This window comes from Actinoplanes octamycinicus, assembly GCF_014205225.1.
Classification (GTDB): Bacteria; Actinomycetota; Actinomycetes; order Mycobacteriales; family Micromonosporaceae; genus Actinoplanes; species Actinoplanes octamycinicus.
The window spans coordinates 9,355,163-9,367,481 of sequence record NZ_JACHNB010000001.1 but is presented as its reverse complement, the minus strand read 5'-3'; the positions used below and the strand labels follow the sequence as shown (position 1 = coordinate 9,367,481).

The 12,319-nt window shown below is 72.8% G+C and carries 13 protein-coding genes; 9 read left to right on the top strand and 4 right to left on the bottom strand.

Features of this window, described 5'->3' with window-relative positions; translation table 11 throughout:
- Positions 1 to 48: 48 nt before the first annotated feature.
- Together BJY16_RS42450 and BJY16_RS42445 are read right to left on the bottom strand one after the other, a co-directional pair.
- Entirely contained in the window at positions 49 to 1,413 is a 1,365-nt protein-coding gene (locus tag BJY16_RS42450; protein ID WP_185045327.1) for a glucose-6-phosphate dehydrogenase, read from the bottom strand.
- A 67-nt stretch (positions 1,414 to 1,480) separates the two neighbouring features.
- On the bottom strand, positions 1,481 to 2,521 hold the full coding sequence (locus BJY16_RS42445; protein ID WP_203758820.1) for an alpha/beta hydrolase: 1,041 nt from the start codon (positions 2,519 to 2,521) through the stop codon (positions 1,481 to 1,483).
- Between the two features lie 53 nt (positions 2,522 to 2,574).
- Between BJY16_RS42445 and BJY16_RS42440 the strand changes: the two genes are divergently transcribed.
- From BJY16_RS42440 to BJY16_RS42415, 6 genes are all read left to right on the top strand, one after another.
- Positions 2,575 to 3,138 (top strand): TetR/AcrR family transcriptional regulator, encoded by a 564-nt coding sequence (locus BJY16_RS42440; protein ID WP_185045325.1) that lies wholly within the window; start codon positions 2,575 to 2,577, stop codon positions 3,136 to 3,138.
- 49 nt (positions 3,139 to 3,187) lie between these two features.
- Positions 3,188 to 3,523 carry a PadR family transcriptional regulator gene (locus BJY16_RS42435; RefSeq protein WP_185045322.1) on the top strand — a complete coding sequence of 112 codons (336 nt, stop codon included), beginning with the start codon at positions 3,188 to 3,190 and terminating at the stop codon, positions 3,521 to 3,523.
- Positions 3,511 to 5,448: a hypothetical protein gene (locus tag BJY16_RS42430; protein WP_185045321.1), complete on the top strand. Its 1,938-nt coding sequence runs from the start codon at positions 3,511 to 3,513 to the stop codon at positions 5,446 to 5,448. Before BJY16_RS42435 ends, BJY16_RS42430 begins: the two co-directional genes overlap by 13 nt.
- A gap of 266 nt (positions 5,449 to 5,714) precedes the next feature.
- The gene (locus BJY16_RS42425) at positions 5,715 to 6,497 is read left to right on the top strand and encodes a polysaccharide lyase family 7 protein (RefSeq protein ID WP_185045319.1); all 783 of its coding nucleotides are present in this window, start codon (positions 5,715 to 5,717) and stop codon (positions 6,495 to 6,497) included.
- 92 nt (positions 6,498 to 6,589) lie between these two features.
- The gene (locus tag BJY16_RS42420) at positions 6,590 to 7,183 is read left to right on the top strand and encodes a PilZ domain-containing protein (protein ID WP_185045317.1); all 594 of its coding nucleotides are present in this window, start codon (positions 6,590 to 6,592) and stop codon (positions 7,181 to 7,183) included.
- A 36-nt stretch (positions 7,184 to 7,219) separates the two neighbouring features.
- Positions 7,220 to 7,498 carry a hypothetical protein gene (locus BJY16_RS42415; RefSeq protein WP_185045315.1) on the top strand — a complete coding sequence of 93 codons (279 nt, stop codon included), beginning with the start codon at positions 7,220 to 7,222 and terminating at the stop codon, positions 7,496 to 7,498.
- A 12-nt stretch (positions 7,499 to 7,510) separates the two neighbouring features.
- Here the strand turns inward: BJY16_RS42415 and BJY16_RS42410 are convergent, their stop codons facing one another.
- Positions 7,511 to 8,305: an NYN domain-containing protein gene (locus BJY16_RS42410; RefSeq protein ID WP_185045313.1), complete on the bottom strand. Its 795-nt coding sequence runs from the start codon at positions 8,303 to 8,305 to the stop codon at positions 7,511 to 7,513.
- Positions 8,306 to 8,427: 122 nt separating this feature from the next.
- Here BJY16_RS42410 and BJY16_RS42405 point away from each other — a divergent pair, with 122 nt between their 5' ends.
- Positions 8,428 to 9,408 carry a TIGR03885 family FMN-dependent LLM class oxidoreductase gene (locus tag BJY16_RS42405; RefSeq protein ID WP_185045312.1) on the top strand — a complete coding sequence of 327 codons (981 nt, stop codon included), beginning with the start codon at positions 8,428 to 8,430 and terminating at the stop codon, positions 9,406 to 9,408.
- Between the two features lie 10 nt (positions 9,409 to 9,418).
- A complete protein-coding gene (locus tag BJY16_RS42400) occupies positions 9,419 to 10,312 on the top strand; it encodes a YwqG family protein (RefSeq protein ID WP_203758819.1) in 894 nt (297 codons plus the stop codon).
- A 217-nt stretch (positions 10,313 to 10,529) separates the two neighbouring features.
- Here the strand turns inward: BJY16_RS42400 and BJY16_RS42395 are convergent, their stop codons facing one another.
- Positions 10,530 to 11,309, bottom strand: a complete 780-nt coding sequence (locus BJY16_RS42395) for a hypothetical protein (RefSeq protein WP_185045310.1) — start codon at positions 11,307 to 11,309, stop codon at positions 10,530 to 10,532.
- A gap of 154 nt (positions 11,310 to 11,463) precedes the next feature.
- Here BJY16_RS42395 and BJY16_RS42390 point away from each other — a divergent pair, with 154 nt between their 5' ends.
- Positions 11,464 to 12,246: a hypothetical protein gene (locus tag BJY16_RS42390; protein WP_185045308.1), complete on the top strand. Its 783-nt coding sequence runs from the start codon at positions 11,464 to 11,466 to the stop codon at positions 12,244 to 12,246.
- Positions 12,247 to 12,319: the final 73 nt, after the last annotated feature.

Below are 12,319 nucleotides of genomic sequence, written 5' to 3'. Positions count from 1 at the left end.
CCGACTCGGCGCGCCCACCGCCCCCGGCCCGCGACCGACTCCGGCAGGTCAGTGCGGCGAGTCCCCGCCGCTGGTGAGCAACGACCCCGCCGGCCCCGAACTCCCGACCGCGTACTCCTGCAGCGGCACCTCCCCGGCCCGCCACGCCGAGGTCACCGGCTCGACGATCCGCCAGCACTGCTCGGCGGTGTCGCCGCGGACCGACAACAACGGGTCGTTCTCGAACACCCCGCGCAGCACCTCGCCGTACGGCGGCAGCTCGCCCGGCGCGAACTCGGCCTCCAGGGTGACCGGGTCGAGCACGAACGGGTCGCCGGGCCCGTTGATGTCGAAGTCGAGCGCCAGCCGGTCGGGTCCGAAACTGATCCGCAGCCGGTCCGGCGTGTCCGGTCCCCGGAAGCCGTCCGGGATACGCGGCGGCGCCTTGAACGTGATGACCGCCTCCTTGCGCCCGGTGCCCAGCGCCTTGCCGGACCGCAGCCGGAACGGCACCCCGGCCCACCGCCAGTTGTCCACCGCCAGCACGATCTCGGCGAGCGTCTCGGTCTCCCGCGCCGGGTCCACGCCGGGCTCCTCCGCGTACCCCGCGTAGCGGGCCCGCAGGCTGGACTCCTTCGCGTCGCCGGCCCACAGCCGGGTGGCCCGCAGCGCCTCGGCGGTGGCGTCCCGGAACACCCGCGGGTCCAGCGACAGCGGCGCCTCCATGGTGAGCAGCGCCAGGATCTGCAGCAGGTGGCTCTGGATCATGTCGGCCAGGGCGCCCGCCTTGTCGTAGTAGCCGGCCCGTCCCTCCAGCGCCAGCTGCTCGTCGAAGACGATGTCGACCGACTCGACGTGCTCCGACCCGAGCAGCGGCTCGAAGATCCGGTTCGCGAACCGAAGTCCGAGAATGTTCAGCACGGTGGACTTGCCGAGGAAGTGGTCGACCCGGTGGATCCGCTCCTCCGGCGCGAGCCGGGTGAGCAGCCGGTTGAGCGACGCCGCCGACGACGCGCTGGTCCCGAACGGCTTCTCCAGCACCAGCCGGGTCCCCTCCGGCAGCCCCAGCTCGCACAGCGCCTCGCACGCCTTCACGGTCACCGACGGCGGCAGCGCGAAGAAGATCGAGACCTCGCCGTCCGCGCTGTCCAGCAGCCCGCGCAGGTCCTCGGCGCGGGTCACGTCGGCCCGCACGTACCGCGTCCCGTCCAGGGTGCGCGCCGCCGCCTCGGCCTTGCCGTGCTCGCCGAACGCCGTGGCCACCCGCTCCTGCCAGCGTGCCGCGTCCCAGTCGTCCATCCCGGCGCCGATCAGCGTCACCGGCAGCGCGTCGGCCGCCAGCAGCGCCCCGAGCCCGGGCAGCAGCAGTCGTGCCGTCAAATCCCCGGAAGCACCCAGAATCACCAGTGTCTGGGCGGAGCCCTGTTTCGTCATGACTTCCCGGTTGCCCCGCAAACCTCCGGGACAACCGCGATTTTCGTACGACGAAGCGCACGCCCGGTCAGCTCAGCCTCTCCCGCAGGAAGCCAATGATCTCCTCCCGGGCGGCGCGGGCCTGAGGCAGCAGCCCCGGCATGCTGACGAACGCGTGCGTCGCCCCGCGGTGCTCGGTGAGCCGCACCGGCGTCCCGGCGATCCGCAGCCGCTCCGCGTAGGCCCGGCCCTGATCGGCGAGCGGGTCCACGGTCGGCACCACGATCAGCGCCGGGGCCAGCCGGGCCACGTCCCAGGCGTGCAGCGGCGACACCGCCCGCGGGTCGGTCCCGTCCGGCACCGCCATCCGCTGGAAGAACCGCATCTGCGCCAGGGTGAGCGTCGGGCTGTCCGGGTGCTCGCGCATCGACGGGTAGTCGAGTGCCGTCGCGGTCAGGTCGGTGCACGGGTTGACCAGGACCTGCGCCCGCAGCGCCAGACCAGCGTCGCGCGCCCGGAGCGCCACCGTCCCGGTGATCGCCGCGCCGGCGCTCTCGCCGGCCAGCGCGACCCGGCCCGGGTCGACGCCCCACCGTGCCGCGTGCCGGAACAGCTCGCCGAGCACGTCCCAGGCGTCGTCGACCCCGGCGAGCAGCGGCACCTCCGGCGAGACCAGCCGATGCTCGACCGACACCACGACGGCCGGCAGCCAGGCCGCGATCGCGCTGGTGATCCAGTCGCTCTGCGCCGCGGTGCCGACGAACCCGCCGCCGTGCACGTGCACCACCAGCGGCAGCCCGCCGGTTCCCGGGGCCGCGCCGGCCGGTGTCCGCGCCCGTCCCGGGTCCGGCCGGTGGACCCGGACCGTCACCTCCCGCCCGGCCACCGACACCCGCTCCCAGGTGATCGTCACGCCGGGCTGCGGCCACCCGGTGATCAGCCGCATCAGCCGGGACGCGCGCTTGCGGTTCTCCGCCACCTGCAGCGCGGCCAGCTCCGCGGCGGACATGGCGGCCCAGTCCGGCTCGCTGCGCACCCGGTCGAGCAGCCGCACCACCAGCGGCGGCCGATCCTCGCCGACCGTCTCCCGCACCGGCGCCTCGGTCATCACGCACCCGCCCTTCGTCATTACGCTACTTCAAGTATCGATACTGAAGGTAGCGTAATTGATAGAGTGGCGCCATGCCGATCAGCGCCGAACCCGCCCGCTCGCCCGGCCGTCCCCGCTCCGGCGTCGACGCGACCGTCTTCGCCGCCACCCTGAGCGCGATCGACGAGCTGGGCTACACCCGGGCCACGGTCGACCGGATCGCCGCGGTCGCCGGGGTCGCCAAGACCACGATCTACCGGCGCTGGCCGTCCAAGGGCGAGCTGATCGTGGCCTGCCTGCTGGACGCGTTCGGCCCGGTGCCGCTGACCGGCGCCACCCGCGGCGACCTGCTGGAGAACGCGATCCACTGGATCGCCGGCAAGATCGGCGAGTCCGGGATCGGCGCGGCGTTCGCCGGTGTCTTCACCGACGCGGTCAACGACCCGGCGCTGCGCGAGATCCTGGCCACCCGGTTCCAGGACCCCTACCGGCTGGCTCTGCAGGACGCGCTCGGCGAGCCGGAGCACCGGGTGCTCTTTCTCATCGACCTGATCGTCGGCACCCTGCTGCACCGTCTCGGGATGACCGGCGAGCCGATGGTGGAGCGTGATGTGCGTGCCCTCATCGCGGTCGCCCGGTACGCCTTGGACGGCTGATGAAACCCTATGTAGAAAAAGTTGCTAGGGCTATGTAGCGTAACCGGGCATGGCGTCACCCCCACGTATGACGGCCGCCCTGGCCGGTGTGCTCCAGGCGTTCCTCGCCGAGCCCGCCGCCGAGCGCTACGGCCTCGACATCATGCAGGCGACCGGCTGTCCCAGCGGCACCGTCTACCCGATCCTGATCCGGCTGCAGCGGGCCGGCTGGCTGGAGTCTCGCTGGGAGGAGATCGATCCGGCGCTGGCCGGTCGCCCGGCCCGGCGGTGGTACCGGCTCGCCCCGGACGCGGTCACCACGGTGCGCGGCGAGGTCGGCGCGTACCGGCAGCGGCACGCGACCGCCGGCCCGGCCGTGCAGGGGAGGCCGACATGGGTTTCCTGAGCCGGCTGACCGCGGCCTGCCTGCGCGCGGCGGCCCGGCGGTGGCCCGCCGACCTGCGCGACGACCTGGCCCGCGAGTGGGCCGCCGAGCTGGACGAGCTGGAGCGCCGGCCGGGCACCGCCGGGCGGCGGCTGGCCTTCGCGATCAGCCTGGCGATCACGCCGCTGAGCTTCGACGAGGAGGGCGCGCCGCGCGGCGGCTGGGAGTGGCTGCGGGCCGGCGCGGCGCTGCGCTCGGCGTCCCAGGTGGCGCTGGCCGGGGCGTTCGGGATGGGCCTCGCCATGGTCATCCGGTCGATCCTGGGTGAGTCGTTGCTCGACTTCGGCGACAGCGGGAACGCCTGGCTGCTCATCGGGGCGCTGGCGAACAGCGTGGTCGCCGCGCTGGTCACCGGGTACGCCGTCGTGGCCGGCCGGTGGATCGGCCGGCGCGGGGCGCCGGATCCCGGCCCGGCCGGCAGCCTGGGCGTCGCCGCCACGGTGGTGCTGCCGCTGGCCGCGCTGCTCTCCTTCTTCCTCCTGGTGCGCACCGAGGGCATCTTCGTGAACTGCCTGCTGGCCGCCGGTTGCTGGGCGCTGCTCACGATGCTGCTGGTGGCGGCGACGGTGCGGGCGCTGAGCGCCGGGCGGCGCGCCCGGGCCCGGCTGCTGGCGGTGCTGGGCGTGCCGCTCGCGGCCGCCCTGCCGGATCTCCCGCTGCACCTCGGCTCGGTCGTGGACCTGCCGATCTACCTGCTGGTCAGCGTGATCAGCACGATCGGCCTGCTGCTGCCGTGGACGGTCTTCGCGGTGGTCTTCGCCCGGGCGACGGTCCGCCGGTGGACCACCGCGGTGGTGCCGGTCGAGCCGGAGGTGGAGCCGGTCGCCGCCGGCCCGGTCGACGCTCAGCCGCCGTGGTGGCGGCTGACCGTGGAGCGGTTCGTGCTGGCCGGCCTGGCCGCCGCGGGCGCGGCGGCCTGGGCGGTGGGCGTGACCGTGCTCCAGCCGCTCAGCGAGCCGGCCCACCTCCAGGACGCGACCGGGGAGAACAACACCTACTGGGCCCGGGAGCTGCGCTGGGGTGCGCTCTTCGCGGTCATCCTGGTGCTGCTGGTCTGGGCGCGCGGCGACCGCCGGGCGACCCGGGCCGTGCTGCTCGGCGGCCTGCTCTGGCTGGTGGCCGACATCCAGCTGGACCGGATCGACCCGACCTCCGGCACCGTCATGCTCGCCGCGGTCACCGCCGTGGCCGCGCTCGGCGCCTGCGCCGCCGTCGGCATGCTGCCGTCGGTGCCCCGGCACCGGGTGCTGCTGACCGTGGCGCTGATCGCCGCGGTGATGTCCGCCCTGGCCACCGAGACCGAGTCGCCGACCGACGTGGAGCGGGCGCTCAACCTGGGCAGCGCGGCGGTCGGCTCGCTGCTGGCCATGGTGGCGGTCGCCGCGGCGACCCGCGCGGCCGGTGCGGTGAGCCCGTTCCGCGGGGCGGTGGCGCTGGTCCTCGGCGCCCTCGCCGGGGCCGGGCCGTGGCTGATCCGGCTGCGTCATCCGCAGCCGGACGACGTCCGGTTCCAGGAGAACCTGCTGCTCCTGGTCCTGCTGCTGGTCGCGGTCGTGGTGCTGGCCGGGCCGCGTCCCCGGCACCGGCGGGACTGGCTGCGGCTGCCGGCGTCGGCGGCGCTGGCCGTGGTCGTCGTCCCGGCGGTGCTGGTGCCGCTGCTCTTCGCCTGCATCGCGCTGCCGATCGCCGCCCTGTTCACCGCGCTGGCCGGCAACCCGCCGGTGAACGGGGCCGACACCGACCTGATCGCGGTCCTGATCGCCATCCCGACCGGGCTGGTGGCCGGCCGGTTGCCGCTGACCCGGCCGTTCCGGCCGCGCGGGGCGCGCGCCGCCCGGCCGGTGGCCCACCCCCGTCCGCTGCTGGTTCCACCCGACCCCAGCTGACCGCACCGCACCATCCCGGCCGGCTCCGACATCGTTGTCGGGGCCGGCCGGCGCGGTCCCGGGCGCGCGCGGCGGCGTACCGGAAATCGGACCACCTCGTCGCGCGCGGACCGGGACCGGACCGCGGTCCTCGTGCCATTTAAGGTTTTTTAAGGGTGTGACCCGGACCGAGCGATTGACCATCCATCGACCGCCTGCTTTATTGGCAACCATCTTGCCAATTCCCCCACGGGCAAGCCGATCCCTATCGCATCGAGGTCTCTCCCATGCGCAAGCGCACCCTGCTGACCCTCGCCGTCTCCGCGGTCGTCGTCGGCGGTCTCGGCGTCGCCGGCATCACCACCGCCTCGGCCGCCACCCTCGACCCGGCCCTGCCGCCCGGCGGCAACTTCGACCTGTCCGTCTGGCAGCTGCAGCTGCCGACCGGGTCCCCCGGCAAACCGGACACCATCTCGCCGGCCCAGCTCAAGGGCCCGAACGGCTACACCAACCCGGCCTACTTCTGGACCGACAAGAACGACGGCTCGATGACCTTCTGGGCGCCGGAGAAGGGCGTCACCACGCCGAACTCCAACTACGCGCGGTCCGAGTTCCGCGAGATGAACAAGGACGGCAGCGCCGCCGACTGGACGCTGGCCGGGAACCACACGCTCAGCGCCCAGCTGCGGATCCCCTCGGTCACCAAGAACGTCTGCGTCGGCCAGGTGCACCTGGGCTCCGGCGGCTCGTCGACCAAGCCGCTGCTGGAGCTCTACTACCGGCCGAACGGCGACATCTACCTCGGCACCGAGAACTCGCCGGCCGGCGGCCAGACGCTGCACAAGGTGGGGAACGTGGCGCTCGGCGTGAAGTGGACCTACGTCATCAACGTCACCGGCAACACCATCAACCTGACCGTCAACGGGTCGCGGACCAGCTACGCGATCCCGTCCTCGTTCAACCCGTACCGGCAGTATTTCAAGGCCGGCTCCTACAACCAGTCCTCCTCGGACAGCACCACGAACGGCGCCAAGGTCAAGTTTTACAGCCTGACCGTCAAGCACGGCTGAGCCGTGGCGGGCCGGGATCCGGGCGGAACCGCCCCGGCCCGGCCCGCCCTCGTGAGAACGTCAGAGGGGAACGGCATCCGAGGGAGGCAACCATGATCACGGTGTCCGCCGGCAGCACCCTCACCCTGCGCCTCCCGGACATGACCACCGTCCCACTGATCTGCCTCGCCGAGGTCAAGGCGCCGTTCATCGCCGACCTGCCGCCGATGCCGGTGCTCAGCCTCGACGACCCGGGGCCGGGCGCCCGCCGCTACGGCATCCTGGAGCTGACCAGCAACGCCGGCGTCGCCTGGGTGGAGGCCGAACTGCGTGGCGGCCTGATCACCGTGCTCGGCGACTCACCGACCGGCGTGGTCCAGCGCCGGGACTCGCCGCGCCGGCCCGGCGCCTACCCGGCGACCGGGACCGCGCAACTGGACACCGGGCCCAGCCAGCGGCTGATCGCCCTGTCCGGCGAGGTCCAGGACATCTCCACCAGCGGGTTGCTGCTGCGGGCCACCGCCGGCGACGACAGCCCGCACCTGCCCACCGCGATCCTGCGGACGCTGTTGCACGTCACCATGCCGTGGGGTGAGCTGACCGCCTCGGTGACCACCGTCGACCAGCGCTCCGACCAGCTCCGCGGCACCTTCGAGTGGATCGACCCGGGCGACGCGAAAGCCCTCGCCACCTTCGTCCGCGCCTGATGCGTGATCGTTGCCGAACCGGGCAATGATCAGAGGATGACCTGGCTGGAATTCGCGTTGCTGCACTCGCCGGCACCGACCACGGTGCGGGTCACGCCACGGCACGGCAACCGCTACGCCGAACCCACCGTGATCGGTCCCTGCGTGGTCCACCCGACCCGGACCGTGGTCTTCTGCCCGCCGGACACCGACGTGCCACCCGGCTCGCTGGTCACCCTGCCGACCGGGCAGACCTCCCGGGTCCGGGCCGCCTGCCATCTGGACGCCCCCGGGTACCGGCTGCCCGGCCATCTGCAGCTCGACCTGGAACTCTGACCCGCGACCCGGTCAGCCCGCCTCGGCCGCCTTGCGCTCCGGCCGCCGGCGGCGGTCCCGTACGTAGATCACCGACGTCTTGTTCTTCTCCGTCGGGCGGCGCTCGGACTCGAACAGCCCGGTCGCGGTGAGCAGGTCGCTCAGCTTGGTGTAACCCCAGTTCCGCGCGTCGAAGTCGGGACTCTGCTTGAGCAGGATGTGCCCGACCGCGCCGAGCGGCGCCCACCCGTCGTCGTCCGACGCCGCCTCGACCGCGTTCCGCAGCTTGTTGACCAAAGCGCTGTCCGACCGCAGCGGCGCCGCACCCGCGGCCGGCCGCGAGGTGGCCGGCGAGTCCACCGGTTCGGCCGGGCTGTGCGCCACGGTCAGGTTCTCGGTGTAGATGAACTTGTCGCAGGCCGCCACGAACGGTTTCGGCGTCTTCCGCTCGCCGAACCCGTAGACGATCAGGCCCGACTCGCGGATCCGCGCGGCCAGCCGGGTGAAGTCGCTGTCACTGGAGACGATGCAGAACCCGTCCAGCCGCCCCGAATACAGCAGATCCATCGCGTCGATCACCATCGCCGCGTCGGTGGCGTTCTTCCCGGTGGTGTAGGCGAACTGCTGGATCGGCTGGATGCTGTAGGCCAGCAGGTGCTCCTTCCAGCCCCGCAGGTTCGTCCCGGTCCAGTCGCCGTAGGCCCGCTTGACGTGCGCGGTCCCGTACTTCGCCACCTCGGCCAGCAGACCCTCGACGATCGCCGGCTGCGCGTTGTCCGCGTCGATCAGCACCGCCAAGCGGCTCGTCTCGTTCGTGGTGATGCTCATCCGCCGCCGCCGACCTCTCCCTCGCCCGCCGTTCCGTCCCGGTCCGGGATTCTCCCGGCCGGCCCCGCCGCGCGCCACTCCCCGAAGGTTGCCCGGACGGCAGCCGGGGTAACGGCACCTCCATGACGGAGTACGGAATCCACGCCTCCCACGAGCAGATCCCGCCCGCCGATCTTCTCACCGCGGTGATCGCGGCCGAACGGAACGGCTTCGAAGCCGCGATGTGTTCCGACCATTTCTCGCCGTGGAGCAGCCGGCAGGGACAGTCCGCCTTCGCCTGGTCGTGGCTCGGCGCCGCGCTGCAGGCCACCAACCTGTCGTTCGGCGTGGTCAACGCCCCGGGCCAGCGCTACCACCCGGCGATCATCGCGCAGGCCATCGGGACGCTCGGCGCGATGTTCCCGGGCCGGTTCTGGGCGGCGCTGGGCAGCGGCGAATACAGCAACGAGCACATCACCGGGGAACCGTGGCCGCGCAAGGAGGTGCGGGAGGCCCGGCTGCTCGCCTCGGTGGAGGTGATCCGCGGCCTGCTGGCCGGCGACGAGGTGACCCGGGACGGGCTGGTCACCGTCGACCGGGCCCGGCTGTGGACCCGGCCGGCCGAGGCGCCGCCGCTGATCGGAGCCGCGGTGAGCACGAAGACCGCGGCCTGGTGCGCCGGGTGGGCCGACGGGCTGGTCACCGTCAACGCGCCCACCGACCACCTGCGGGCGATGATCGACTCGTACCGGGACGCGGGTGGCCGGGGACCGGTCTGCCTGCAGGTGCACCTGAGCTGGGCGCCGACCGAGGACGAGGCCGAGGCGATCGCGCACGACCAGTGGCGCAGCAACGTCTTCCAGCCGCCGGTCTGCTGGGATCTCGAGACGGTCGAGCAGTTCGACGTGGTCAGCGAGAACGTGACGGTGGACCAGGTCCGGCAGGTGGTCAACGTGTCGGCCGACCTGGAGGCGCACATCGAGTGGCTGCGGGGCTACGCCGCGCTCGGCTTCGACCGCGTCTACCTGCACCACGTCGGGCAGGACCTGATGCCGTTCATCGAGACCTTCGGCGCCAAGGTGCTGCCGGCCCTCCGCCAGCCGGTCGCCGGGCAACGATCGTAGGATCACCGGCGTGCACACCACGCCGGCCGGGCCGATCGACGTACCGTCGGAGTTTCCGGCCGTGGTGCCGTTCGCGCGGACCACGGTGCGGCTGCACCCTCGCGCCGGAGCTCCGACGGCCGGGCAGAGCTCGGTCGGCGGGCCGTTGCTGTGGCCGGCCGGCGAGCCGTGGCCGGTGTGCGACGGGCCGGAGCCGGACGATCACTACCCCGACGGGCCCGGCGAGCCGGCGGCGCCACTCGTGCCGGTGCTGCAGCTGTTCGCCGAGGACATCCCTGAGCTGCCGTTCCCGGAGGGGACGGACGTGCTGCAGGTGCTGTGGTGCCCGTTCGACCATGAGCCGTTCGATGCGCCTCGTCCCGAGGTGCGCTGGCGCCGGCGTGCCGGCCTCGACGTGAGCGCGTCGCCGGCGCCGGACGTGGAGTCGGACCCGCGACGGGTGCCCCGGCCCTGCGTGATCGCTCCGGAGCGGGTGGTCGAGTATCCGTCCCACGACCTGCCGCCCTCGGTGTGGTCGGAGATCCAGGAGGCCGCCCAGCGGGTCGAGCGGGACACCGGCTGGAGCTACGAGAGGGACCTGGCGGTGGCGTCCGGGATCAAGGTCGGCGGTTACCCGGGCTGGACCCAGTCGCCGGATTGGCCCGCCTGTGCGTGCGGCGCCACGATGGACCATCTGCTGACCATCGCGAGCTGGGAGTTCGACCGGGGCGACGAGCGGCGCTGGATCCCGGTGGAGGACCGCCCGGCGATGGCGGGGTGGGGCTGGGACGCCGCCGACGACCATCCGTGGCGGGGCCTGCAGAACCCGACAGGCCTGATGCTCGGCGACGCGGGCGGCATCTACCTGTTCGTCTGCCCGCGCTGCCCGGCCCACCCCACCGACTACCGCTTCGACTGCGGTTAGACCCGCGCCATGTCCTGCCGCACCGGGCCGGCGAGGTCGAGCCAGGCGCTCAGCACCTCCACTGATCCGCGGGCACGAGGAACTGCGTGCGGTGCTGATGGCGACCCGGCCGGCGCAGGTGTGGCATGGCACCGGCCGCCGTCAGCCGCCCGCGCGGATCCACGACCGGGAGACGGTCCGGGACGAGCTGGCACGGGACTGAGGGAGGGTGTGCCGGTCAATTGGTGCGGCGGACGGCGATGATGCCCTTGATCAGGCGGTAGAGGCCGTAGAGCATCGGGCCCCAGGCGACGATGTAGACGGCGGCGCCGGAGGCCATCGTGGCGAGGGTGATGAAGATGCCGGCGCCCAGCCAGATGCTGCCTACGGTGATGTCGCGTTTGCCCTGGGCGGCGGCTTCGGCGAGTTTGATCTGCTGCTGCGCCGGGTCGGATCGGTCGCCCTCGGCGGTCCACTGGTGGTACGGCATCGACGGCGGGGGAGTGCCCGGCTGCTGCCCATACTGACCGGGCGCGGCCGGGTAGGCACCGGGCTGCTGGCCATAGTGGTCGGGTGCGGCGCCATACTGGCTGGTCGCGGCGCCATACTGGCTGGTCGCGGCGCCATACTGGCTGGTCGCGGCGCCATACTGGCTGGTCCCGGCGCCATACTGGCTGGTCGCGGCCGCGGGGGTGCCGGGCTGCTGACCATAGTGGCCGGGCGCGGCCGAGTGGGTGCCGGACTGCGGCGAGTACTGCTGCGGGGCGGTTTGGTGCGGGTACTGCTGCGACGCCGCCGGATAGCCGCCGAATTGCTGCGGGTACTGCGACCCCAAAGCCCCGCCGGGCTGCTGCGGATACCCCGACGGGCCCTGGTGCTGCGGATACGAGTGCTGCGCCGGATAACCGCCCGGCTGCTGCGGGCTGTGCTGCTCCGGCACGACCGGCCGGGGCGAGCGCGCCGCCGACGACCAGCCGTCCTGCTCCGCCGGGCCGGCGGTCGGGTCCGGGTAACTCATGCTGCACCTACTTCGTCAGTCAGGGTGGGAAGTCATCGGGGAGTACCGCTGGGTGACGGCTCCGGTTCAACCGGCGGACGCCCGGTCGGGTCAATCCGCAGAGAGTCGCACAGATGCGCCGTCCTTGTGGTCCGCCGTCCGCTCCACTGCCTACATGACACTGTTGCGTGCCTCGCTCGGCGCCCTGTGCGCCGTCGTCCTGACCGCCACCCCGGCTCTGGCCGCGCCTCCGCCCGGCCACGTGGAGCTGCGCTATCTCGGCGATCTCACCGACCCGTCGCATGTCGCCGACAGCAGCGGCAACGGCCTGCACGGCGCCATCCTGGGTGGCGGCGGCGGGTTCGTCACCTCGGTGACCGAGGCGGGCGGCAACCGCATCCTGCGTTTCCCGGGCGGCTCCTGCACCACGACCACGCCTTGTCCACAAGCGATCATCCGCCCGGCGAGCTCGGTCACGCTGGTGCCGGGCGGTGACGGGGAGGGCCGGTTCGTCTACGGCGCGGACATCCGGTTGAACGAGACGCCGTCGCCGGACGCCGGGATGAACGTCTTTCAGTTCGGCGCGGCCGGGGCCGGGGTCACCCAGTGGAAACTGCAGGTGGACTACGGCCGGCCGTCCTGCCGGTGGTCGGACGGGACGAACTTCGTGCTGCTCCCGGCCGGCCCGGAGGACTTCGGCATGACGGTCGGCCGGTGGTACCGGGTGACCTGCGTCCGGCTGTCCCCGGTGCTGTTCCAGATCCGGGTGCACGACCCGGCCACCGGCCGGCAGCTGGTGCCGCCGGCCCAGCGGACCGGCCCGCTGGCGGACATCCTGCCGAGCGGCGCCGTGGTGATCGGCGGCAAGCGGATCAACCCGAACCAGACCGACGTGGACACCGACCAGTTCCACGGCGACCTGGACAACATCGAGTTCGGCAGAAAGAACACCGATTGACGTATCGACGCCCGTGCCCTAGATTGGCGCGGAAAGCGCATTCCCGCACGTCAGACCTCCTGGACCAGCGACC